Raw genomic sequence first — 24299 nt, 5'->3', positions numbered from 1 at the left:
CCGCGGCCTCGGCCTCCGCCGCCGCGCCGGCACCGCGCCAATGAGCCCGCGTCGTAGCCGTACCGAGGACGCTGCATGAACCCGTCACGCCTATTCATCGAGCGGCCCGTCGCCACCGCGCTGCTGATGCTCGCGATCCTGCTGTCCGGGCTGGTCGCCTACCGGATGCTGCCGCTGTCGGCGCTGCCCGAGGTCGACTACCCGACCATCCAGGTCACCACGCTGTATCCCGGGGCCAGCCCCGACGTGATGACCTCGGCGGTGACCGCGCCGCTGGAGCGCCAGTTCGGCCAGATGCCCGGGCTCAAGCAGATGTCGTCGTCCTCGTCGGGCGGCGCGTCGGTGATCACGCTGCAGTTCGACCTGACGCTGCCGCTCGACGTCGCCGAGCAGGAGGTGCAGGCCGCCATCAATGCCGGCAGCAACCTGCTGCCGGGCGACTTGCCGATGCCGCCGGTCTACAGCAAGGTCAATCCCGCCGACGCGCCGATCCTGACGCTGGCGATGACCTCGGACACGCTGCCGCTGCCCAAGCTGCAGGACCTGGTCGATACGCGCGTGGCGCAGAAGATCTCGCAGATCCAGGGCGTGGGTCTGGTCACCATCAGCGGCGGCCAGCGCCCGGCCGTGCGCATCCAGGCCAATCCGACCGCGCTGGCCGCGCTCGGCATGTCGATCGACGACCTGCGCACCGCGATCGGCGCGGCCAACGTCAATGGCGCCAAGGGCAGCTTCGACGGCCCGGCGCGTGCCTCGACGATCGACGCCAACGACCAGCTGCGCTCGGCGGACGAATATCGCCAGATCATCATCGGCTACCAGAACGGCGCGCCAATCCGCATCACCGACGTGGCCACCATCGTCGACGGCCCGGAGAACTCGCGCCTGGCCGCATGGGCCAACGGCAAGCCGGCCATCGTCGTCAATATCCAGCGCCAGCCCGGGGCCAACGTGATCGCGGTGGTCGACCGCATCAAGACGATGCTGCCGCAGCTGCAGGCCTCGCTGCCGGCCTCGGTCAAGGCCGAGGTGCTGACCGACCGCACCACCACGATCCGCGCGTCGGTGCACGACGTCGAAATCGAACTGCTGCTGGCGATCGCGCTGGTGGTGATGGTGATCTTCCTGTTCCTGCGCAACGTGCCGGCGACGGTGATCCCCGGCGTGGCGGTGCCGCTGTCGCTGGTCGGCACCTTCGGCGTGATGTACCTGGCCGGCTTCTCGATCAACAACCTGACGCTGATGGCGCTGACCATCGCGACCGGCTTCGTCGTCGACGACGCCATCGTGATGATCGAAAACATCATGCGCTACATCGAGAAGGGCGAATCGCCGATGGCGGCGGCGCTCAAGGGCTCGAAGCAGATCGGCTTCACCATCATCTCGCTGACCTTCTCGCTGGTGGCGGTGCTGATCCCGCTGCTGTTCATGGGCGATGTGGTCGGCCGGCTGTTCCGCGAGTTCGCGGTCACGCTGGCGGTGTCGATCCTGATCTCGGCGGTGGTCTCGCTGACGCTGACGCCGATGATGTGCGCCCGGATGCTGCGCCACGTGCCCGAGGACCAGCTGCCGCGCTTTCACCGCGCCACCGGCGCCTTCTTCGACCGCGTGATCGAGCGCTACGGCCGCGCGCTGAACTGGGTGCTGGGCCGGCAGCGCGCCACGCTGCTGGTCGCGATCGGCACGCTGGCGCTGACCGTGGTGCTGTACCTGGCGATTCCGAAGGGCTTCTTCCCGGTGCAGGACACCGGCGTGATCCAGGGCGTCACCGAAGCCTCGCAGAGCATCTCGTTCCAGGCGATGTCGCAGAAGCAGCGCGCGGTGTCGGAAGTCGTGCTGAAGGACCCGGCGGTGCAGAGCGTGTCCGCCTTCATCGGCGTCGACGGCACCAACACCACGATGAACGCCGGCCGCATGCTGATCAACCTGAAGCCCAAGGGCGAGCGCGACGACATCGCGACGGTCACCGAGCGGCTGCAGGCCGCGGTCGAGGAGATGGGCGGCGTCTCGCTGTACATGCAGCCGGTGCAGGACCTGACGATCGAAGACCGGGTCTCGCGCACGCAGTACCAGTTCACGGTGGAAGACCCCGATCCGCAGACGCTGGCGACCTGGGTGCCGAAGCTGGTCGAGCGGCTGAAGGAGGAACCCGAATTCCGCGACGTCGCCACCGACCAGCAGAACAACGGCCTGCGCGTCTACGTCGACATCGACCGCGACGCGGCCGCGCGCTTCGGCATCACCACCGCGGTGATCGACAGCGCGCTGTACAGCGCCTACGGCCAGCGGCTCGTGTCGACGATCTTCACGCAATCGAGCCAGTACCGCGTGGTGCTGGAGGCGATGCCGGAATTCCGCGACAACCCGCAGGCGGTGGCCGAGCTGCGGCTGCCCTCGTCGTCCGGCGGCCAGGTGCCGCTGGGCGCGTTCGCCCGCATCAGCGAGCGCACCGGGCCGCTGGTGATCAACCACCAGGGCCAGTTCCCGGCCGCGACGATCTCGTTCAACCTGGCGCAGGGCGCGTCGCTGGGCCACGCCGTCGACAAGATCAAGCAGGTCGAGCAGGAGATCGGCCTGCCGATCTCGATGCAGACCACCTTCCAGGGCGCGGCGCTGGCATTCAGCGCGTCGCTGTCGAACACGCTGTGGCTGATCCTGGCCGCGGTGGTCACGATGTACATCGTGCTCGGCGTGCTGTACGAGAGCACGATCCATCCGGTGACGATCCTGTCGACGCTGCCGTCGGCCGGCGTCGGCGCGCTGCTGGCGCTGCTCCTGGCCGGCCATGACCTGGGCATCATCGCGATCATCGGCATCATCCTGCTGATCGGCATCGTCAAGAAGAACGCGATCATGATGATCGACTTCGCGCTGGAGGCCGAGCGCGAACGCGGCATGGCGCCGCGCGACGCGATCTTCGAGGCCTGCCTGCTGCGCTTCCGGCCGATCCTGATGACGACGATGGCGGCGCTGCTGGCGGCGCTGCCGATGATGCTGGGCACCGGCATCGGCTCGGAACTGCGCCGGCCGCTGGGCATCACGATGGTCGGCGGGCTGCTGGTCAGCCAGGTGCTGACGCTGTTCACCACGCCGGTGATCTACCTGGCGTTCGACCGGGTCGCCGGCCGGCTCAAAGGCTGGCGCCGGCGCCGCTTCGGCGATCCGGACACCGATCGGGATGCGGACTTCGGCCCGGGCGGCACGCCGGGTACCGAACCGCCGAGGGCGCCATGAACCTGTCGGCCATCTTCATCCACCGGCCGGTCGCGACCGCGCTGCTGACGCTGGGCATCCTGCTGGCCGGACTGGCCGCGCTGCGGATGCTGCCGGTGTCGCCGCTGCCGCAGGTCGACTACCCGACCATCTCGGTGTCGGCCTCGCTGCCGGGCGCCAGCCCCGAAACGATGGCCGCCACCGTGGCGACGCCGCTGGAGCGCGCGCTCGGCTCGATCGCCGGCGTCAACGAGATCACCTCGAGCAGCTCGCTGGGCTCGACGCGGATCGTGCTGCAGTTCGACCTGTCGCGCGACATCGACGGCGCCGCGCGCGACGTGCAGGCGGCGATCAACGCCTCGCGCGCGACGCTGCCGAGCAGCCTGCCGGGCAACCCGACCTATCGCAAGGTCAACCCGTCGGACGCGCCGATCATGATCATCGCGCTGACCTCGCCGACGATGACGCGCGGCCAGCTGTACGACGCCGCCTCGACCATCCTCGCGCAGAAGCTGTCGCAGATCGAGGGCGTCGGCCAGGTGACGATCGGCGGCGCTTCGCTGCCGGCGGTGCGGGTCTCGCTCAATCCGACCGCGCTGAACAAGTACGGCATCGCGCTGTCCGACGTGCGCAACGCGATCAGCGCGACCAATGCCAACCGGCCGCTCGGCGTGGTCGAGAACGACAGCAAGGCATGGCAGATCTATGCCAACGACCAGGCGATGAAGGCGGAAGACTACATGCCGCTGATCATCCGCTACGCGACGCCGGGCAGCTATTCGACCACCACCGCCGGCGCGCTGATCGCCAGCACGTCGAGCGCGACCTCGGGCGGTACGGTGCGCACCACCACCGTCAACGGCGTGACCACGACCACGGTGACCGCGGGCGGCACGACCACCACCACGGTCAACAATGCCGCCGGCAGCAATGCGGCGACCAGCGGCCCCAATTCCTTCGCGGTGCCGGTGCGGCTATCCGACGTCGCCACGGTGACCGACTCGGTGCAGGACGTGCGCAACGCCGGCTCGGCCAATGGCGAGCCGTCGGTGCTGCTGGTGCTGAACCGCTCGCCCGGCGCCAACATCATCGAGACCGTCGACCGCGTCAACGAGATGCTGCCGACGCTGCGCCAGATGATCCCGGCCGCGATCTCGATGGACGTGATGATGGACCGCACGCCGACCATCCGCGCGTCGCTGCGCGAGGTCGAGCACACGCTGATCATCTCGGTCGCGCTGGTGATCATGGTGGTGTTCCTGTTCCTGCGCAACGTGCGCGCCACGCTGATTCCCAGCGTCGCGGTGCCGGTGTCGCTGATCGGCACCTTCACCGTGATGTACCTGGCCGGCTTCTCGCTGAACAACCTGTCGCTGATGGCGCTGACGATCGCCACCGGCTTCGTCGTCGACGATGCGATCGTGGTGCTGGAGAACATCTCGCGCCATCTGGAGGCCGGCATGCGGCCGGTGCAGGCGGCGCTGCGCGGCGCGCGCGAGGTGGGCTTTACCGTGATCTCGATGAGCCTGTCGCTGATCGCGGTGTTCATCCCGCTGCTGCTGATGGGCGGCATCATCGGCCGGCTGTTCCAGGAGTTCGCGATCACGCTGTCGGTGGCGATCCTGGTGTCGCTGGTGGTCTCGCTGACGACCACGCCGATGATGTGCGCGCGGCTGCTGCGCGAGCCGCGGCACCAGCGCCCGCCCGGCCGCTGGTATCGCGCCAGCGAGCGCGCGTTCGGCTGGATCAGCGAGCGCTATGCGCGCTCGCTGTCGGTGGCGCTGCGGCACAGCCGCCTGGTCTGGCTGATCCTGCTGGTGACGATCGGCCTGAACGTCTGGCTCTATGTGATCGTGCCGAAGGGCTTTTTCCCGCAGCAGGACACCGGCCGGCTGATCGGCTTCATCCGCGCGGACCAGGCCACCTCGTTCCAGGCGATGCGCCAGAAGCTCGACAGCTTCATCCGCATCGTGCAGTCCGACCCCGCGGTGGTCAACGTGACCGGCTTTACCGGCGGTTCGCAGCGCAATACCGGGCAGATGTTCGTCACGCTCAAGCCGCTGACCGAGCGCACCGAGACGGCCAACGAGGTGATCGCGCGGCTGCGCGGCAAGCTGGCGAAGGAGCCGGGCGCGAGCCTGTTCCTGGTGCCGGTGCAAGACATCCGCATCGGCGGCCGGCAGAGCAGCTCGCAGTATCAGTTCACGCTGCGCTCGGACGACCTCGAGGTGCTGCGCGCGTGGGAGCCCAAGGTCCGCAATGCGCTGTCGAACCTGAAGGAGCTGGAGGACATCGACACCGACACCAACGACAAGGGCCTGCAGACCTCGGTGATCGTCGATCGCGACACCGCGTCACGGCTCGGCGTCACGATGCAGCAGGTCGATTCGCTGCTGAACGACGCGTTCGGCCAGCGGCTGGTGTCGACGATCTACCATCCGCTGAACCAGTATCGCGTGGTGATGGAGCTGAGCCAGGAATACCTGCAGGGGCCGAACGCGCTGAAGGACATCTATGTGGTGACCGGTGCCGGCAATCGCGTGCCGCTGTCCGCGTTCGCGCGCGTGGTGCCGACCAGCACGCCGCTCGGCGTCAACCACCAGGGCCAGTTCGCCGCGTCGACGATCTCGTTCAACCTCGCCGAGGGCGTGTCGCTGTCGCAGGCCACCGAGCGGATCCAGCATGAAATGGCGCGGATCGGCGCGCCCGAATCGCTGCAGGCCAATTTCGCCGGCACCGCCAGCGCCTTCCAGGAGTCGCTGCGCAGCCAGCCGATCCTGATCCTGGCCGCGCTGATCACGATCTACATCGTGCTGGGCATCCTGTACGAAAGCTATGTGCACCCGCTGACGATCCTGTCGACGCTGCCGTCCGCCGGCGTCGGCGCGTTGCTGGCGCTGCTGGCCTCGGGCACCGAGTTCAGCGTGATCGCGCTGATCGGCGTGATCCTGCTGATCGGCATCGTCAAGAAGAACGCGATCATGATGATCGACTTCGCGATCGATGCCGAACGGCGCGAAGGGCTGACGCCGCGCGAGGCGATCTATCAGGCCTGCCTGCTGCGCTTCCGGCCGATCATGATGACGACGATGGCGGCGCTGCTCGGCGCGGTGCCGCTGGCGCTCGGCCGTGGCGACGGCGCCGAGCTGCGCGCGCCGCTCGGCATCTCGATCGTCGGCGGCCTGCTGGTCAGCCAGCTGCTGACGCTCTACACCACCCCGGTGGTCTACCTGACGCTGGACCGCTGGCGCCTGAAGTGGCAGGCCTGGCGCAACCGCCGCCATGCACGTCGCGACAGCGGCCGCGGCACGCCGTCCGCGCCGACGCCTGCCGGATTCGATTCGTGACGATGAACCAGAAAGCGATGACCCGCCCCTCCTCCCTGCCCCGCTGCGTCGTGATGGCCTGCGCGCTGCTGCTCGGCGCCTGCGCGGTCGGGCCCGACTACCAGCGGCCCGATGCGCCGGTGACACCCACCTTCAAGGAGGCGCCGGCCGAATGGGGCCAATGGAAGCCCGCCGAGCCCGGCGACGCCAGAGAGCGCGGCGACTGGTGGACCGTGTTCGGCGATCCGCAGCTCGACGCGCTGATGGCGCGCGTGAAGGTCTCCAACCAGACCATCGCCGCCGCCGAGGCCCAGTACCGGCAGGCCACCGCGATCCTGCGCGCGGCACGCTCCGGCTACTTCCCGGTGGTCGGCGCGCAGGCCAGCGTGGACCGCTCGCGCAGCGGCAACGGCAATATCACCAGCGGACAGACGGCAACGCTGTCTGCCAGCTGGGAGGTCGATCTGTGGGGCCGCGTGCGGCGCCAGGTCGAGAGCAGCGAAGCGAGCGCGCAGGCCAGCGAGGCCGACCTGGCCTCGACGCTGCTGTCGACGCAGGCCACGCTGGCGCAGACCTATTTCCTGCTGCGCGTCGCCGATGCCCAGCAGGCGCTGCTGCAGCGGACCGGGGCCGATTACGAAAAATCGCTGCAGCTGGTGCGCAACCAGTACCAGGCCGGCATCGCGCAGCGCTCCGACGTGCTGCAGTCCGAGACGCAATTGAAAAGCGCGCAGGCACAGCTGATCGACATCCAGATCGAGCGCGCGCAATACGAGCATGCGATCGCGGTGCTGACCGGGCAGCCGCCGGCGGCATTCTCGCTGGCGCCAATCGACTTCACCGAGACGGTGCCGCGCGTGCCGGTGGCGGTGCCGTCGCAGCTGCTGGAGCGCCGCCCCGACATCAGCGCGGCCGAGCGCCGGGTCGCCGCTGCCAACGCGCAGATCGGCGTGGCGCAGGCCGCGTATTACCCGACGCTGAGCCTGTCGGCCGCGGGCGGCTTCACCTCGAGCTCACTCGAGCGCTGGCTGTCGCTGCCGAACCGGATCTGGTCGTTCGGCCCCGAACTGGCCATGACGCTGCTCGACTTCGGCGCGCGCAGCGCGGCCAAGGAACAGGCGATCGCGGTCTACGACCAGACCGTGGCGAACTATCGGCAGACGGTGCTGACGGCGTTCCAGGAGGTCGAGGACAACCTGGCCGCGGCGCGCCTGCTCGAGCAGGAAGCGGTGGTACAGAACGAGGCGCTGCGCTCGGCGCGCGAGGCGCTGTCGCTGGTCAACAACCGCTATCGCGCCGGTACCGCAGGCCTGCTCGACGTGCTGACGGCGCAGACCGCGGCCTATACGGCCGAGCGCACCGCGCTGTCGATCGCCGGCCGGCAGCTGAGCGCGAGCGTGGTGTTGATCAAGGCGCTGGGCGGGGGATGGCAGGGCCCCGGGACGGCGGTGGCGACGGGATCCGAGGCAGGAGCTGCGGTGTCGCGCTAGGCGCCGCGGCGGTGGTCTGCCGCCGCCCTCGCCGAATCAACCGCTGCTGCGCCGCCGCGGCGCCGGCTGCGGCAGCGGCTGGTGGCTGACCCGCTCCTGCAGCCAGGCGCCCGCCTTGCCGAGCGGGCGCTGCTTGTGCCAGACCAGCTCCATCGCCACCGGCCAGTCCTGGTCGTCGAAGTCCAGCTCCGGTGAAACCAGCTGCGCGGCGGCCGGCGAGTTGGCGGCGACGTGCCACGGCACGAAGGCCCAGCCCAGTTCGCGCTTGACCAGCTCGACGATGACCCAGTGGCTCTCGACCCACCAGACCTCGGCTGCCACGCGCAGGCGCATCTTCTCCTCGCTGTCGCTGCGCACCGCCACCATCAGCTGCCGATGGCGCTTGAGCTCTTCCCAGCCGACGCGCTGCTGCGCCGCCAGCGGATGGTCGGGCGCGCAGATGATCTGCATCGGCACCCAGCCCAGCCCGCGGAAGGCCAGCGCGGGCGGCAGCACCTCCTGCCGCCACATCAGGCCCAGGTCGGCACCGCCCTCGAGCACCAGCCGGCTGACGTCCTCCATCACCGGGAACAGCAACTCCAGCTCGACCGCAGGAAACCGGTGCGAGAACTCCTCGAGCAGCACGCCCAGCGTCTCCTCGGGATAGAGCTCGTCGACCGCCAGCACCAGCCGGCTTTCGACGCCCTCGCCCAGGCTCTTGGCGACGCCGCGGAAATGCTCGCAGCGCTCCAGGATCACGCGGGCCTCGACCAGCAGGCGCTCGCCCGCCGGCGTCAGCGCGGGATAGCGTCCGCTGCGGTCGAACAGCGCATTGTCGAGATCGATTTCGAGATTGGAGACGGCGGTGCTGACCACCGACTGGGCCTTGCCGAGGCGGCGCGCCGCGGCCGAGAACGAGCCGGTCTCGGCCGCGGCGACGAAGGCTTGCAGTTGTTCGAGGGACAGGCTCATGGCGCGGGTTGGCCGTCGGATGAACGGCGGTAGCGGAACGGAATCCCCATGGTGCCACATCTGCACCACATCCATCTGGATAACCGATACTTCCCAACTTGTATCTGCTGCCCTACCCGATAGACTGGCGTCATTGTCTTCGATGGAGCGACACAATGCGCGGTACGTTGGACAGAATCCGTCACACGGTGGGCTTCGAACTGATCGGCCTGCTGATCTTCGCGCCGCTGGGCAGCTGGGTGTTCGGCTACGCCCTGCACCAGATGGGCGTGATCGCCGCGGTCGCCTCGCTGATCGCGGCGGTCTGGAACTACGTCTACAACCTGATGTTCGACAAGGCCATGGTTCGGCTGACCGGCTCGGTGCGCAAGTCGCCGGCGGTGCGCGTCGGCCATGCGCTGCTGTTCGAGCTGGGCCTGCTGATCGTGTTCCTGCCGTCGGTGGCGTGGTACCTGAAGATCAGCCTGCTCGATGCGCTGCTGATGGACCTGGCGGTCGCCGGCTTCTACGTGGTCTACGCCTTCGTCTACAACTGGGCCTACGACATCGTGTTCCCGGTGCCGGGCCGCACGGTCGCCGCCGAGGCGTCCGGCAGCGAGCCGGCCTGATCGGCGCCGCGCCAGAGCAGCGGCAACACCGACGCAACGCAGACGCATCAAACGACGACGCCCCGGCCATTGGCCGGGGCGTCCTGCCTTGGTGCCGCCTGACTGCTGCGGCCCTGACCGCTGCAGCCCTGACTTCTGCGACCCTTACTTCTTCTTGTCGTCGGTCAGCACATTGCCGACCACACCGCCCAGCGCGGCGCCGCCCAGCGTGGCGCCCGGTCCGCCGATCAGGGTCGCGCCGGCGACCCCGCCCACACCGGCACCGATGGCGGTGTTGCGCTGCTTGGCGGTCATGTCGGCGCAGCCCGCGGTGGCGAGCAGCGTGGCCAGCGCGAACGACAGGGTAAGGGTACGCATCGAAAGCTCCTTGTACGGGCGAGAGACAGCTCGATTGTGCGGCCCCATCGCACCGGGCGGGCAGACCATCGCCACCTATACCGCTGTCAGATAAATCCCACATCGGCCGCGCGTCCTCACGTCGTGACGGCGTCGTGCGACACCATGTCATCGGTGCGCGTTAGACTTCGGGCGCCATTGCGAGCCAACACATGCTGCCGATTTCCGCCCGCCTCTCCCCTCTGCGCCGCGTCTTCGCGGCAACGCTGCTGCTCTGCCTGACCCCGCTGGCATGGGCGGCGCGGCCGCTCGTCACCGACGACGCGCGCATCGTCGATCCGCAATCGTGCCAGCTCGAATCGTGGCTGCGCTTCAATCGCGACGGCACCGAACGCTGGGCGCTGCCGGGCTGCAACTTCACCGGCAACTTCGAATGGACGTTCGGCGGTTCGGTGCAGCGATACGGCGATGGACCGGGCAACGCGATCACCGATCTGCAGTTGCAGGGCAAGACGGTGCTCAAGCCCGTGGAGACCAACGGCTACGGCGTCGCGCTGACGGTCGGCATGACGGAATATCCGAAGGCCTCGCCGCGCAGGACGCCGGGCGGGCTCTACCTGAACCTGCCGCTGACGGTGTCGATGCGCGACGACCGTCTGCTGCTGCATGCGAACGTCGGCGCCACGCACGATCGCGCCGAGCGGCAGACCCGCATGACCTGGGGCGTGGCCGGCGAGGCGACGATCAGCGAGCGCTGGGCCATGATCGCCGAGACCTTCGGCGAGAGCGGCGACCGCCCGTGGATCCAGCTCGGCGCGCGCGTGTGGATCGTGCCGCAGCGCGTCCAGGTCGACATGACCTGGGGCACGCAGCTGAACCAGCCGCGCGAGACGCGCTTCGTGTCGGTCGGCCTGCGGCTGCTGTCGCCAAGCTGGGGAAAATAAGCCAGAACGCAGCCGTGTCGACCCGCCCTTGCGCGGTTCGGCGATTTAGTTATACTCCATAACAATTCGTCGAACGGACGTCGAACGGACGTCGAACGGACGTCGAACGGACGTCGAACAGACGTCGAACAGACGCCAAGCAGACATCCAACACAGAGCGGACCGCCCGTTGCGCGCAGGTCCGCCGCAGGAGACACCATGCGCATCGCCATCGCAGGCGGCGGCATCGGCGGGCTGACGCTCGCGCTGCTGTGCCATCGCCACGGCATCGACGCCGAAGTCTGGGAAGCCAGCGAATCGCTGAAGCCGCTCGGCGTCGGCATCAACCTGCTGCCCCATGCGGTTCGCGAACTCGCCGAACTCGGCCTGCAGCCCGCGCTCGCGCAGATCGCGATCGAAACGAGTTCGCTGTCCTACTACAACAAGTTCGGCCAACGGATCTGGCATGAGCCGCGCGGGCTTGCCGCCGGCTATCCGTATCCGCAGTTCTCGGTCCATCGCGGCGAGCTGCAGATGCTGCTGTATCGGACCGCGGTCGAGCGGCTGGGCGCCGATCGCGTCCATACCGGCCACGCCTTCGAGGCGGTGCACGACACCGGCGCGCGGCCCGGGTCGCCGGTGCAATTCACGCTGCGGCGGCGCGCGGACGGCGCGCAGGTGCCGGCCAGCGCCGATGTGCTGGTCGGCGCCGACGGCATCCATTCGGCGGTCCGGCGGCAGTTCTATCCGAGCGGCGACGCCCCGCGTTTTTCGCGGCGGATGCTGTGGCGCGCGGTCACCGAGGCGCCGCCCTATCTGGACGGCCGCTCGATGTTCATGGCCGGCCATCAGGACCAGAAGTTCGTCGCCTATCCGATCTCCGAGCCGCTGCGCCGGCAGGGCCGCTCGCTGATCAACTGGATCGCGGAGTTGCGCGTGCCGGACGACGCGTCCGACACGCCGCCGCGCAGCGACTGGAACCGGCAGGTCGACAAGTCGGTGTTCCGCGAGGCCTTCGCCGGCTGGCGCTGGGACTGGATCGACATTCCGGCGCTGATCGACGGCGCCGGGGCGATCTACGAATTCCCGATGGTCGACAAGGATCCGCTGCCGCGCTGGACCTTCGATCGCGTCACGCTGCTCGGCGACGCCGCGCACCCGATGTACCCGATCGGCTCGAACGGCAGCGCGCAGGCGATCGTCGATGCCCGCCATCTGGTCGACTGCCTGCTCGGCACGCCCGATACCAGCTACGCGCTGCGCGAATACGAGGCAGAACGGCTGCCGCGCACCGCCGGCATCGTGCTGCGCAACCGGCTCAACGGCCCCGAGCAGGTCATGCAGCTGGCCGAGTTGCGCGCGCCGCAGGGCTTCACCGATATCGAGCAGGTGATTCCACACGCCGAGCTGGAGGCGATCGCATTGCGCTACAAGCAGCTGGCCGGATTCGACCGGCAGTCCGTGCAGGGCGGCACACCCTAACCGCCCGCACCATCATATAAGAAAGGGAGACAAGCCATGACACTTCGCCGCACCGCGCTCGCGCGCCTGGCCCCGGCACTGGCATTGACGCTGGCCGCCGCCTCGATGTCCGGCGCCGCGCTGGCCGACGTCACCGTCGGCGTCAGCATCTCGTCGACCGGGCCCTCGGCCTCGCTCGGCATTCCGCAGAAGCAGTCGCTGGGGCTGATGCCGCAGCAGATCGCCGGCGAGACCATCCGCTATGTGGTGCTCGACGACGGCTCCGATCCGACCCAGGCCACCAAGGTCGCGCGCCGCTTCGTCAGCGAGGACAAGGTCGATATCATCCTCGGCTCGTCGGCGGTGGCACCGTCGATTGCGATCGCCGAAGTCGCCGACGAGAGCAAGACCGTGCAGCTGGCGTTCTCGCCGATCGAGCTCAAGCCCGGCCGCGGCGAATGGACCTACCGGCTGGCCCAGCCGATCAAGCTGATGGCCGAGGCCGTCGCGGCAACGGCCAAGGCGAACGGCGTCAAGACCATCGGCTTCATCGGCTTTGCCGACGCCTATGGCGAGACCTGGCTGAAGGAATTCACCACGGCCGCGGCCGCCAACGGCATCCGCATCGTCGCCACCGAACGCTACGCGCGCTCGGACACCGCGGTCACCGCGCAAACGCTGAAGCTGATCTCGGCGCGCCCCGATGCGATGCTGATCGCCGGCGCCGGCACCGGGGCCGCGCTGCCCCACACGACGCTGCGGGAACGCGGCTATCGCGGGCCGATCTACCACACGCACGGCGCCGCCACCAAGGACCTGATCCGCATCGGCGGCAAGGCGGTCGACGGCGCCATCCTGCCGGCCGGTCCGGTGATCGTGCCCGAACAACTGGCCGCCGACAGCGCGCCGAAGAAGCCGGGCCTCGACTATGTCGGCCGCTACGAGAAGCAGTACGGCGCGGAAAGCCGCACGCAGTTCGGCGCGCATCCGTACGATGCGGGCCTGGTGCTGCAACGGATCGTGCCGGTCGCGCTCAAGCGCGCCAAACCGGGCACGCCGGAGTTCCGTGCGGCGCTGAAGGCGGCGCTGGAGAGCGAGCGCGAGATCGTGGTCTCGCATGGCGTGCTCAACTACACCAGCCAGGACCACTTCGGTTTCGACCAGCGCGGCCGCGTGATGCTGACCATCGACAACGGCAACTGGAAGCTGCTGAAATGACGGCCGAATCGACGTTGCCTGGCCTGCCCGGCTTGCCGACGCCGAAGCTCGAGCACGTCGCCGACTTCAGCTTCCGGCTCGATCCGGCGATCGAAGTCGGCGTCAGCGCGGTCGGGCAGCGGCGCGTGATTCCGATTCTCGATGGCATCGTCGACGGCCCGCTGCTGCGCGGCCGCGTGCTGCCCGGCGGCGCCGACTTCCAGCTGGTGCGTCCGGACCTTGGCGACGGCGTCACGGTCGCGGAGATCGAGGCGCGCTACGTGCTGCAGACCGACGACGGCGCCCGGATCTACATCGTGAACGCGGGCCTGCGCAGCGGTCCCGCCGATGTGCTGGCGCGCCTGTCTGCCGGCGAGACGGTCGATCCGTCGCGGGTCTACTTCCGCACCGCGCCCCGCTTCGAGACGCAGGCACCGGCCTACCGCTGGCTGATGCAACACACGTTTGTCGCGACCGGCGCGCGTTTCCCGGACCGCGTGCAGATGCGATACTTCCGCGTCGCCTGAACGGATGGCGGGCGTCGGCGCCGCCATTCCCTTTTCCATGTCCGCTTCGTTACGCTCCTCACGCTCGTCCCCATCTTCCCGCTCTCCGCGCAAGACCCGCGATACGCTCGCGCCCGACCCCGCCACCGAAGCCGGCGGCTTCGACCCGCATCTGCCGGACGTCGACTATGGGGTGCTGGACAACCTGATCGGCTACGCGATCCGCCGCGCGCAGATCCGGCTCTACGAAGACTTCGTGCGATCGCTGGCGCCATGGAACATCACGCCGCCACGCTTTTCGGCGCTGGTGCTGATCTCGCGCAACCCGGACCTGAAGCTGACCGACCTGGCCAGGATCATGGGCATTGCACGTTCGGGGGCCGTGCTGCTGGTCGATGCGCTGGAAGAGATGAAGCTGGTGGCGCGACGGCCGGCGGAGAAGGATCGCCGCGCGTTCAGCCTGGTGTTGACGGCGGCCGGCCGGCGCACGCTGGAGGCGGCGACCGAGGCCGTTTGCGACCATGACGCGAAGATGGCGCGCGCGCTGTCGGCGCAGGAACAGCAGACGTTGAGAGCACTGCTGTCGCGACTGGCCTGAGAGTAACAAATCCTGTAGTGGCCGCCATCATTTGAATAGTGTCGTCGCAGTGCGGTGGGTACGCTTCGCTGTCCTGAAGCTCCAGCCAACGTTGCCGTTCCTCGTTGGCCTTTCTCCACCCACCCACCGCGCCGACATGTTCCGTATCTTTGCCCCGTCTCGCCCTGCCGCACATCTTGCCGCACATCTTGCCGCAGACCCTGCCTCAGCCCCTGCCGTACATCCCGCCGCTCCGCTTGCGGCCGATCTCCCGATCCACACCGAAGCCCAATCTCAGCCCCCGCAAGACATCCAGCCCGCCAGCGTTGGTCCAGTAGCCGCCCATCGCGCGGAACCAGCGCCATCCGCCGATGCCGTCCGGAACCAGCCGGCGCCCCGCGTGGTCGATCTGCTCGATTCCGCCTGGCAGAAGCTGACCAGCGCGGTGCATTCGCTGCCGGATACCAGCCGCAAGGACGAGATCCTGAGCACCGCGACGCGATGCGGCAAGAAGATCGCGAAGGCGCAGTCGGCCGCCGCGCGCATCGAAGCCTGGGATCTGCAACAAGGCCACGACGTACGCATCTCCCCTCAGGAGTTGTTGCGGCTGCGTGCCGATATCAAGCAGTGTGCGCAGTCGGTCGGCGAAGCGCTGGCCGATCTCGATCAGTTGGCCACGAGCGTTCGGGATTATCCGGACAACGAAGCCCCGGGCACCAGGGCCATCGTGTTGATCGGGATCGCCGGCATCGTCAGCGCGCTGGCGATGCTGGTCGTCACGGTCGCCTGCCCTCCCCTGGGCCTCGCACTGCTCGGAGCGCTCGCTGCCGGCGGGGCCGCAGGTGGCGGTTATCTGATCCACAAGCTCTGTCAGGCCGCCTCCGCTCACGAGGGCTTCGAACGAGCGAACGGCGACGTGTCCGGCGCCCTCCGGCAATCGCTGGAGCAGGCCAGGGCCCTGGAGGCCCGGTTCAACGACGAATTGGCGCCTGCGTTGATGCGGAATGCGACCCTCCGAACCACGGACGATCTGCAGGAATTTCTCGAGCGGCAGATGTCGCTGAATCGGTTTGCAGGCGACGTCACGCAGCGAAGGGCGGAATGGCAGCGCGATATCACCGCTCAGCTGCACGCCGACCTTCCGCGGGATCAGTCGGAACTGTTGTATCCGTGCGAGATAGCCAACGAGCGCCTGATTCCGCCGGGCTTCCGTGACGGGCTGGCCGCGCTCCCCGCGAAGCAGCAGCAGAGGGAGATCGACAAGCGTCTCCCTGGGGCCATCGACATCGCGATCAACAAGATCCGCGCTGCCGCGGATGGCAACGACGACACGTTCGATGCGCTGCTATATCTGATCACGCAGCGCCCTCGCAATGCGGTGGAGAACGCGGCGATGACTGTGCTGGCCAGGGCCATCGGACTTTCCGAAGCGTTCAGCACTGCCGCGGGGCAAAAGATCAACCTCGTGCAGATTGCATGCGACGAAAGCGGAAGGGCCATCGGCGGCACGATCACCTACAAGCTGTACCAGCCGGCACCCGAACTCGGCCTCAACGCCTTGTACATCATGCCGCTGGGGGCCGGCGAAATCATGTTGGCGCCGGAAGACGCCGGTCTTCAGGCCGTCGCGACCTTCGCGTTGGAAGGCCGGAACATCAAGGTCACGTCGCTTACGTTCAACGCAACGCTCTCCATCCTTGCAGCCTGCGCCGAAATGTTCGCGCCCGAAGTGGACCGGTTGGCGCAGTCGGGCAATCCACGGGATTTTGTGTTTGACGAGAAGCCGGCCGGCAGCAACGTTCCGGTACCCGGCGATCCGCCCGCGGGCCGCGGCTGAACAGCGACGAGGGCACCGAACGGCAGCCCGGATCGGCTCGACGGCGATATCGGGGCAATCCTTGATTCCAACCTGGGAGGAACTGCATATGTCATTGGTACCGACGGGATCCACGCACACGGCCATGCCGCCCCCCGGATATCTGGGCGCCCTGCCGACGGAACTGAAGCTCGCGGTCATCGATGCCGATCCGGGCGCCGCGCTTGCGTTGATGGATACCACGCATGAATTCGAGATGCTGGTTTGCGACGGGCCACTGCGCCCGCTCTTCCAGTACTTCGAGCGTTCGCCGGACCGCCTGCGGTCCTTCCTGCAGGCAGGTATCCGCTCGGGAAAGACAGCCGGCCAGTTGGTGGGCCTGGCGAAGGTATTCGACCAGGTGACGAGCGCCCCAATCGAGGGCATCCGTCATGCCGCGCGATATCTGGTGGAGTTGGGAATGGTGACGCCACGGATCTACAACGCCATGTGTCCTTCCTTTGTCCATCTGCTGTGCGAAAAGGACACGCTGACGTTCTCGTTTTCGCGCCGCTTTCCGTTGCTCAGCGAAGGCGAGCTGGCCGAACATCGGAACATGCTGCGGCCGTACGCCGACGAGCACGCGTTCAACCATGTTTCCGAACTCGATATCGTCCTGCTTCGCATCGCGCCCGCGCTCGGTGAACGTGGACTGCTCGGACTGGCTTTTGATCAGTTGTGCGATCGGGACTGCTTCGGCCGCTTTCTGATCCTCGATGGATTCGCCGATCGCGAAGCGGCCTACCATTGCTCAAGAGCCGACTCCGCGGCTCTTGCGCAAATGATGAAGCGGTTCTATGGCGCGATGGACCTGCGAATCATCGATTTCAACCGCAACGCGCGGGATGGCGCCCTCTACCGGACCGCCTTCGGCAGCCCGGGACGTCCTTCCGCCAGCTGTCAGTCAACAGCGTCGGCGTCATCGGCCCGCGTCCGTGTTCGTCCTGCGGCAAAGTGGCGTCACACGCGGGACGACCAGCGAATCTGGCTGTTTCAGCTGTTTCGCCAGCTCTGACGGCCAACGACAGGAAGCCGGGACCTGACAGCGCTTCCTCGCGACGATGAGCAGCCGAAGCTGGCATCGGGTCGCATCGTTGCAGACGACTACGGTACCATGCTGCCCATGCCTGCTCGCCCCCTTCTCGCCCGCAGCATGGTGCCATTGCTGGCGTTTGCGCTGGCATTCGGTCCCGCTGCCAATTCCGAAGCCGCCCCCAAGCGGTCCAAGCCAAAAGCCGCCGCCGCGAAGGCATCGCGGCAATCGCCATCGACAAAGGCAGTGCCCTCCCATGCCCGGCTGCTGTCCCTGTCACAGGATCAAACGGGCCTGCCGGCGTCGGTGCTGCTCGGCTTGCGGCAGGCGGGCGTACCGCTTTCCGCGGCCAGCTTCTACATCGTCCGGCAAGGCGCCCCGGCCGCGACCGTCAGCTGGAACGCCCAGACCCCGATGAACCCGGCTTCGACGATGAAGCTGATCACGACCTTCGCCGGCCTGCAGCTGCTGGGGCCCAGCTACCGCTGGCAGACCTCGCTCTATGCGGACCGCGAGCCGGGCGCCGACGGCGTGGTCGGCAACGTCTATCTGCGCGGCCAGGGCGACCCCAAGCTGGTACCGGAGGAGATGGCCAAGCTGGTGGCCCAGGCGATGCGCGCCGGCGTGACCACCATTGCCGGCGACGTGGTGCTCGACCGCAGCTACTTCGACAATGGGCTGGACAACGGCGGCACCATCGACGGCGAGACCCATCGCGCCTACAACGTGGCACCGGACGCGCTGCTCTATTCGTTCAAGACGCTGTCCTTCACGTTGACCCCGGATGCCGCCACGCAGACGGTCGGCGTGTCGGTCATGCCGCCGCTGGCGCAACTGCGCGTGGACAACCGGCTGGCGCTGACCAACGGCCGCTGCGGCGACTGGCGCGCCGGCGCGACGCCGACGCTGTCCCCGCAGACGGACGGTACCGTGGTGGCGTCGTTCGACGGCAGCTATTCGGCCGATTGCGGCGAGCAGGTACTGAACTTCGCGGCGCTCAGTCACGACGACTTCATCGGCGGCGGCTTTGTCGCGCAATGGCTGGCGGCCGGCGGCACCTTCGCGAAGCCACCGGCGATCCGGCGCGGCAGCGTGCCGCGGCCCGCCTTCCGGCTGACGCGCCACCATGGCCTGCCGCTGGCCGACATCGTCCGCGACATCAACAAGTATTCGAACAACGTGATGGCGCGCCAGCTGTTCCTGACCATCGGCGCGGAGATCGACCGCCGCGGCCCAGCGAACACCAGGCGCGCGGCGGCGGTGATCCGCCGCTGGCTGTCGCACCAGGGACTGGACATGCCGGGGCTGATGCTGGACAACGGCTCGGGCCTGTCACGCCAGGAGCGCATCAGCGCGTACGACCTCGCGCGGCTGCTGCAACAGGCGCTGGCCAGCGAGGCGGCGCCGCTCTTCGTCGACTCGCTGCCGGTCCTTGGCGTCGATGGCACGTTGCGGAACCGGCTGACGCGCAGCAGCGCCGCCGGCCACGGCTATCTGAAGACGGGTACGTTGGCGGATGTGCGCGCCATCGCCGGCTATGTCGATGCGGCCGATGGCAAGCGCTACGTGGTGGTCAGCCTGATCAACCACCCGAACGCCGCGCAGGCGCAGCAGGCGCATGACGCGCTGCTCGAATGGGTCTATCGCGGCGCGCCGGTGTCGGCCGCCGCAGCCGCAGCGGCTGCAGAATAGCGGCCCGGGCGTTCAGTCCTGGAACGCGGCGGCGGCGCGCTGCAGCCGGTCCCGCACGCCCGCCCACTCATGCCCTTCGGGCAGCGGCTCGACGTACAGCCGCGCGTAGCCTTCCTTATCGAGCCGGCGCAGCAGCCGGTACAGCTCCCGGGCATAGGCCTTGGCGTCCGCCGGGGCTTGCACCCAGACGCAGCGGGGATCGTCCGCCGGCGCGGCGGAGACCCAGGCCACGCGCGCATCGGCCGGCAGCGTCGCGAGATCGCGCGCCAGTGCGCGCGCATCGGCCAGATACAGCGGCGTGCGGGGCGCGTAGTGCGCCTTCAGCGTGCCGGAGGCCCGCGGTGCCGCGGCATCCGGCGGCAGCGGCGCGACGCCCAGCACATCGGCCATCATCGCCGGCGTGATCGCGCCCGGGCGCAGCAGCACCGGGCCGACACCCTGGTCCAGCCGCGACAGGTCGACGATCGTCGATTCGATGCCGACCTCGACGCCATCGCCCTCGAGCACATAGACGCTGTCGCCGAATTCCTCGCGCACATGCTGCGCGGTGGTCGGGCTGACCTGCCCGAACTTGTTGGCCGAAGGCGCGGCGATGCCGCCGCGGCCGCGCTTGAAGCGCGACAGCAGCGCCTGCGCGACCGGATGCGACGGGCAGCGCAGGCCGATGCTGTCCTGGCCGCCGGCCACGTCGGCCGGGATATGGGATGCGCGCTTCAGGATCAGCGTCAGCGGCCCGGGCCAGAACGCGTCGATCAGGCGCTGCGCGGCCTCGGGCACGTCGTCGGTCCAATGCCCGATGTCGGCGCCGTCGACCACATGGACGATGATCGGATGGTTGGACGGCCGCCCCTTGGCCGCGAAGATGCGCGCCACCGCCTCCGGGTTCTCGGCATCGGCGCCGAGGCCATAGACGGTTTCGGTCGGAAACGCGACCAGCTGCCCGGCCTCGAGCAGGCGCGCGGCCTCGTCGAGTTCGGCGGCGGTCGGCATCCGGGAAGGATGGGAAGCGGCGGCCATCGTCATCACACTGTGCGGAAAACGGTGCGGAAAATCAGGGCGCGATATGCAGCAACTGCAGCGCCGCGTCGAAGGCGCGCTGCGCGTCCTCGGCGCGCTCGCCGACGCAGTTGACGTGGCCCATCTTGCGTCCGGGCCGCGCATCGCTCTTGCCGTACAGATGCAGCTTGGCACCCGGCTGCGCCACCACCGCATCCCAGGCCGGCTCGCGCTCGAGCCCGTATTCGTACCAGACGTCGCCCAGCAGGTTCAGCATCTTGCCGGCAGAATGCTGGCGCGTGCTGCCCAGCGGCAGCCGCGCCATCGCGCGCACCTGCTGCTCGAACTGGCTGGTCTCGCACGCATCCATCGTGATATGGCCGGAATTGTGCGGGCGCGGCGCCATCTCGTTGGCGACCAGGCTGCCGTCCTTCAGCACGAAGAATTCGATGCACAGCACGCCGACATAGCCCATCTCGCCGGCGATGGTCGCCGCGGCGGCACGCGCGCGGTCGGCGATCTCGGCCGACACCTGGCGCGACGGCATCACCGTCGAGAACAGGATGCCGTCGCGATGGACGTTCTCGGCCAGCGGCCAGGTCGCCGTCGAGCCATCGGCGCCGCGCGCGGCCAGCACCGACACCTCATAGGCCAGCGGCAGCATCTGCTCGAGCACGCATGGCACATGCTGCATCGCGTTCCAGGCGGCGCGAACGTCGTCGCGGGTCTTGACGCGGGCCTGGCCCTTGCCGTCGTAGCCCATGCGCGCGGTCTTCAGGATGCCCGGCAGCAGCTGCTCGGGCAGCTGGTCGATGTCGGCATCGTGCTGGATCACCCAGTGCGGGGCCGGCGACACGCCGGTGCGCTCGGCGCAGGCGGCGAAGAACTTCTTCTCGCCGATGCGGTTCTGCGCGATCGACACGCAGTGGCCGCGCGGCGCGACGAAGGCGCCGAGCTGCTCCAGCCGCTCCAGCGACATCGACGGCACGTTCTCGAATTCGGTCGAGACCGCCTGGCACAGCTTCGCCATCTCGCCCAGCGCCGCCTCGTCGGTGTAGGTCGCGCAGATATGCCTGTCGGCGACCGCGCCTGCCGGGCTGTCCTGGTCGGGATCGAGCACGCAGACCTTGTAGCCCATCGCCTGCGCGGCGTGCGTGAACATCCGGCCCAGCTGGCCGCCGCCGAGCATGCCGAGCCAGGCGCCGGGCAGGATCGGCGCGTTCGGGCCGCCGACGCCGAATTCGGCGCGCGACTCCGGCGTGTGCGCTTCGATCAGATGGGGATGGATATCGGTGGGCATGCTCGTGCGGATTCCAGGAGAACGGTTCGCGGCCGCCGGCGGCGGCCGCGGGGGCGTGAATCAGTAAAGCCGTAATGCAGTCATTCGATGCCGTATGCGCTCACAGCGGCAACGTCATCGCGCGCGCCGCTTCGGTCTGGCGCGTGCGGAAGGCGTCCAGCGCCGCGGCCAGCGCGTCGTCGGTGGTGGCCAGCGTGGCGATCGCATGCAGCGCGGCATTGGCCGCGCCCGCCTCGCCGATCGCGAAGGTGGCGACCGGCACGCCCTTGGGCATCTGCACGATCGACAGCAGCGAATCCTCGCCGCGCAGGTATTTGGACGGCACCGGCACGCCGAACACCGGCACGATGGTCTTGGCGGCGATCATGCCCGGTAAGTGCGCGGCACCGCCGGCGCCCGCGATGATCGCGCGCAGTCCGCGCGAGCGTGCCGTCTCGGCATAGCGGAACATCTCGTCGGCCATCCGGTGCGCCGAAACCACCTGCGCCTCGAACGGAACGCCGAAATCCTTCAGCATCGCCACCGCGTGCTGCATCACGTCCCAGTCCGAGCTGCTGCCCATCACGACGCCGACCAGCGGCTTGTTTGTCTGGCTCACTTCCAATCCTTGCTTGCGTGGCGTGCCCGCGGCCGCCCGGTTATTGCAGTTCCTGCCCGGTCAGCCGGGTCAGCGCCTCGCGGTACTTGGCCGCGGTCTTGTCGACCACGTCGGCCGGCAGCGCCGGCGCCGGCGCGGTCTTGGGCCACGGCTTGCCGTCGATGCGCACCGCCTCGAGCCAGTCGCGCACGAACTGCTTGTCGAACGACGGCGGGTTGGTGCCGACCTGATAGGAATCGGCCGGCCAGAAGCGCGACGAATCGGCGGTCAGCACCTCGTCCATCAGCGTCAGCGTGCCGTTCTCATCCAGCCCGAACTCGAACTTGGTGTCGGCGATGATGATGCCGCGCGTGGCGGCGTAGTCGGCCGCCTCCTTGTACAGGCGGATCGAGATGTCGCGCATCTGCGCGGCCAGTTCCTTGCCGATGCGCGCCTCGACCTCGGCGAAGCTGATGTTCTCGTCGTGCTCGCCCATCTCGGCCTTGGCCGCCGGCGTGAAGATCGGCTCGGGCAGCTTCTGCGCGTTCTGCAGGCCGGCCGGCAGCGCGATGCCGCAAACCCGGCCGGTCGCCTGGTAGTCCTTCCAGCCCGAGCCCGCCAGATAGCCGCGCACCACGGCCTCGACCAGGATCGGCTTCAGACGCTTGACCACGACCGCGCGGCCGCGCACCTGCGCGACCTCATCGGCCTGCACCACCGTCTCGGGCGCAATGCCGGTCTCGTGGTTCGGCACGATATGGGCCAGCTTCTGGAACCAGAAGTTGGCCATCTGGTTCAGCACGCGGCCCTTGCCCGGAATCGGCTCGCCGAGGATCACGTCGAACGCCGACAGCCGATCGGTCGTCACGATCAGCAGCTTGTCGTCGCCGACGGCATAGTTGTCGCGCACCTTGCCATGGCCGAGCAGCGGCAGCGAGCGGATGGAGGACTGATAGAGAGCGTCAGACATAGAAATTGGCCGGCGAGCCGGAGAGAGGGAGAAACAATGAGGGGCTTCGTGCAGTGGCGAAGCCCCCATCGGTCGAATCATTGGCCGACGCCATGGCGTCGGCCATGACCCGGCCCCCGATGCGTGCAACGCGGGAGGCCAGGCCCAGACGGCTTACTGCACCACTTGCGACAGCTTGCCCGACTTGTACTGCTCGGCGATGTCCTTCAGCGCGATCGGCTTGATCTTGCCGGCCTGGCCTTCGCAGCCGAACGCGACATAGCGCGCCTTGCACACCTGCTTGGCCGCTTCGCGGGCCGGCTTCAGGTATTCGCGCGGATCGAACTTGCTCGGGTTCTCGACGAAGAAGCGGCGGATCGCGCCCGTCATGGCCAGGCGGATATCGGTGTCGATATTGATCTTGCGCACGCCGTACTTGATCGCTTCCTGGATTTCCTCGACCGGCACGCCGTAGGTTTCCTTCATGTCGCCGCCGAACTTGCGGATTTCCTCCAGCAGTTCCTGCGGCACCGACGACGAGCCATGCATCACCAGGTGGGTGTTGGGGATGCGGGCGTGGATTTCCTTGATGCGGCTGATCGCCAGGATGTCGCCGGTCGGCTTGCGGGTGAACTTGTACGCGCCGTGCGAGGTGCCGATGGCGATCGCCAGCGCGTCCAGCTGGGTCGCCTTGACGAAGTCGGCGGCCTGCTCGGGGTCGGTCAGCAGCATCGAGTGGTCGAGCTTGCCTTCGGCGCCGATGCCGTCTTCCTCGCCGGCCTCACCGGTTTCGAGCGAGCCCAGGCAGCCCAGTTCGCCCTCGACGGTCACGCCGACCGCATGGGCCATCTCGACGACCTTGCGGGTCACCTCGATGTTGTAGTCATACTCGGCCGGGGTCTTGCCGTCTTCGCGCAGCGAGCCGTCCATCATCACCGACGAGAAGCCCAGATCGATCGCGCCCTGGCAGATCGCCGGCGACTGGCCGTGGTCCTGGTGCATCACGACCGGGATATGCGGATAGGCCTCGACCGCGGCCTCGATCAGGTGGCGCAGGAAGTGTTCGCCCGCGTATTTGCGGGCGCCGGCGGAAGCCTGCATGATCACCGGCGCATTCACTTCGTCGGCCGCCTGCATGATGGCCTGGACCTGCTCCAGGTTGTTGACGTTGAATGCCGGCAGACCGTAGCCGTTCTCGGCGGCGTGGTCGAGCAACTGGCGCATCGAAACGAGTGGCATGTCAGACTCCTAAGAAAAGAATGGGGTTCTCGGTATTGGATGTTCTTCGGGCTGCCGGGCTGTCGCCGCG

19 protein-coding genes are annotated in these 24299 nt (G+C 68.3%); 12 read left to right on the top strand and 7 right to left on the bottom strand.

What is annotated here, in order from left to right:
• Positions 1-75: 75 nt before the first annotated feature.
• From B551_RS07030 to B551_RS07020, 3 genes are read left to right on the top strand one after another with little or no spacing between them, the layout of a single operon-like run.
• A complete protein-coding gene (locus B551_RS07030) occupies positions 76-3234 on the top strand; it encodes an MdtB/MuxB family multidrug efflux RND transporter permease subunit (protein ID WP_006579839.1) in 3159 nt (1052 codons plus the stop codon).
• Complete coding sequence (locus B551_RS07025; protein ID WP_006579840.1) at positions 3231-6560, top strand: efflux RND transporter permease subunit; 3330 nt, start codon at positions 3231-3233, stop codon at positions 6558-6560. The genes B551_RS07030 and B551_RS07025 overlap by 4 nt, the downstream gene beginning before the upstream one ends.
• Before the next feature lie 2 nt (positions 6561-6562).
• Positions 6563-8029, top strand: coding sequence for an efflux transporter outer membrane subunit (locus tag B551_RS07020; protein WP_023263755.1), 1467 nt, complete (start codon positions 6563-6565; stop codon positions 8027-8029).
• 36 nt (positions 8030-8065) lie between these two features.
• Here the strand turns inward: B551_RS07020 and B551_RS07015 are convergent, their stop codons facing one another.
• Positions 8066-8980, bottom strand: a complete 915-nt coding sequence (locus B551_RS07015) for a LysR family transcriptional regulator (protein WP_023263754.1) — start codon at positions 8978-8980, stop codon at positions 8066-8068.
• Between the two features lie 155 nt (positions 8981-9135).
• Here B551_RS07015 and B551_RS07010 point away from each other — a divergent pair, with 155 nt between their 5' ends.
• Positions 9136-9588, top strand: a complete 453-nt coding sequence (locus B551_RS07010; RefSeq protein ID WP_006579880.1) for a PACE efflux transporter — start codon at positions 9136-9138, stop codon at positions 9586-9588.
• A gap of 144 nt (positions 9589-9732) precedes the next feature.
• On the opposite strand, the gene B551_RS07005 is transcribed toward B551_RS07010, so the two are convergent.
• Complete coding sequence (locus tag B551_RS07005; protein WP_006579879.1) at positions 9733-9945, bottom strand: glycine zipper 2TM domain-containing protein; 213 nt, start codon at positions 9943-9945, stop codon at positions 9733-9735.
• A 191-nt stretch (positions 9946-10136) separates the two neighbouring features.
• On the opposite strand from B551_RS07005, the gene B551_RS07000 reads away from it, so the two are divergent.
• The 8 genes from B551_RS07000 to dacB all read left to right on the top strand — a co-directional run bounded on the left by B551_RS07000 (position 10137) and on the right by dacB (position 19168).
• Entirely contained in the window at positions 10137-10868 is a 732-nt protein-coding gene (locus B551_RS07000) for a hypothetical protein (RefSeq protein ID WP_006579878.1), read from the top strand.
• Positions 10869-11066: 198 nt separating this feature from the next.
• Complete coding sequence (locus tag B551_RS06995; RefSeq protein WP_023263752.1) at positions 11067-12329, top strand: flavin-dependent oxidoreductase; 1263 nt, start codon at positions 11067-11069, stop codon at positions 12327-12329.
• 36 nt (positions 12330-12365) lie between these two features.
• Positions 12366-13526: an ABC transporter substrate-binding protein gene (locus tag B551_RS06990; protein WP_006578277.1), complete on the top strand. Its 1161-nt coding sequence runs from the start codon at positions 12366-12368 to the stop codon at positions 13524-13526.
• Positions 13523-14032 carry a DUF3237 domain-containing protein gene (locus B551_RS06985; protein ID WP_006578278.1) on the top strand — a complete coding sequence of 170 codons (510 nt, stop codon included), beginning with the start codon at positions 13523-13525 and terminating at the stop codon, positions 14030-14032. Before B551_RS06990 ends, B551_RS06985 begins: the two co-directional genes overlap by 4 nt.
• A gap of 37 nt (positions 14033-14069) precedes the next feature.
• Positions 14070-14609 (top strand): MarR family winged helix-turn-helix transcriptional regulator, encoded by a 540-nt coding sequence (locus tag B551_RS06980; protein ID WP_043437899.1) that lies wholly within the window; start codon positions 14070-14072, stop codon positions 14607-14609.
• A gap of 379 nt (positions 14610-14988) precedes the next feature.
• Positions 14989-16425 (top strand): hypothetical protein, encoded by a 1437-nt coding sequence (locus B551_RS06975; protein WP_006578280.1) that lies wholly within the window; start codon positions 14989-14991, stop codon positions 16423-16425.
• A gap of 88 nt (positions 16426-16513) precedes the next feature.
• Positions 16514-17458 carry a hypothetical protein gene (locus B551_RS06970; protein WP_157071927.1) on the top strand — a complete coding sequence of 315 codons (945 nt, stop codon included), beginning with the start codon at positions 16514-16516 and terminating at the stop codon, positions 17456-17458.
• Positions 17459-17557: 99 nt separating this feature from the next.
• Positions 17558-19168: a D-alanyl-D-alanine carboxypeptidase/D-alanyl-D-alanine-endopeptidase gene (gene dacB, locus B551_RS06965; RefSeq protein ID WP_052511282.1), complete on the top strand. Its 1611-nt coding sequence runs from the start codon at positions 17558-17560 to the stop codon at positions 19166-19168.
• Between the two features lie 12 nt (positions 19169-19180).
• Here dacB and B551_RS06960 read toward each other — a convergent pair whose 3' ends face one another.
• The 5 genes from B551_RS06960 to fba form a co-directional block, all read right to left on the bottom strand.
• Complete coding sequence (locus B551_RS06960; protein ID WP_023263748.1) at positions 19181-20158, bottom strand: L-threonylcarbamoyladenylate synthase; 978 nt, start codon at positions 20156-20158, stop codon at positions 19181-19183.
• A gap of 61 nt (positions 20159-20219) precedes the next feature.
• Positions 20220-21464, bottom strand: coding sequence for a 5-(carboxyamino)imidazole ribonucleotide synthase (locus B551_RS06955; RefSeq protein WP_023263747.1), 1245 nt, complete (start codon positions 21462-21464; stop codon positions 20220-20222).
• 100 nt (positions 21465-21564) lie between these two features.
• Positions 21565-22062: a 5-(carboxyamino)imidazole ribonucleotide mutase gene (gene purE / locus B551_RS06950; RefSeq protein ID WP_006577368.1), complete on the bottom strand. Its 498-nt coding sequence runs from the start codon at positions 22060-22062 to the stop codon at positions 21565-21567.
• A gap of 40 nt (positions 22063-22102) precedes the next feature.
• A complete protein-coding gene (locus tag B551_RS06945) occupies positions 22103-23011 on the bottom strand; it encodes a phosphoribosylaminoimidazolesuccinocarboxamide synthase (RefSeq protein ID WP_006577367.1) in 909 nt (302 codons plus the stop codon).
• A 153-nt stretch (positions 23012-23164) separates the two neighbouring features.
• Positions 23165-24229 (bottom strand): class II fructose-bisphosphate aldolase, encoded by a 1065-nt coding sequence (fba, locus tag B551_RS06940; protein WP_023263746.1) that lies wholly within the window; start codon positions 24227-24229, stop codon positions 23165-23167.
• Between the last annotated feature and the right edge of the window lie 70 nt (positions 24230-24299).

Origin of the sequence: Cupriavidus sp. HPC(L), from assembly GCF_000307735.3 — a bacterium.
GTDB lineage: Bacteria > Pseudomonadota > Gammaproteobacteria > Burkholderiales > Burkholderiaceae > Cupriavidus.
The sequence above is the reverse complement of the archived record's forward strand: the minus strand, read 5'-3'. Positions and strand labels throughout refer to the sequence as shown.